1 protein-coding gene is annotated in these 242 nt (G+C 40.1%); it reads left to right on the forward strand.

The window, feature by feature from the left end; translation table 11 throughout:
- Nucleotides 1-242: MobA/MobL family protein (locus FD20_RS12820; RefSeq protein WP_162255671.1), on the forward strand; the 242-nt coding region annotated here is incomplete at both ends.

Raw genomic sequence — 242 nt, forward strand, 5'->3', positions numbered from 1 at the left:
ATATGTGCAAGAAAATTTTGTTGATGAGGGCATGGTAGCCGACGTGGCAATTCATCGCGACCACCCAGATAATCCGCACGCTCATGTGATGTTAACTAATCGGCCGTTTAATTCAGATGGAACATGGGGAATTAAGAGCAAAAAGCAATATATTTTAGATGATAATGGCAACAAAACATATACCGGAACTAGCAAGTACCCTAAGAGTAGAAAGATACTGATGGTCGATTGGGATAAAAAAG

The sequence above is a fragment of the Liquorilactobacillus uvarum DSM 19971 genome (assembly GCF_001434935.1).
Taxonomy (GTDB): domain Bacteria; phylum Bacillota; class Bacilli; order Lactobacillales; family Lactobacillaceae; genus Liquorilactobacillus; species Liquorilactobacillus uvarum.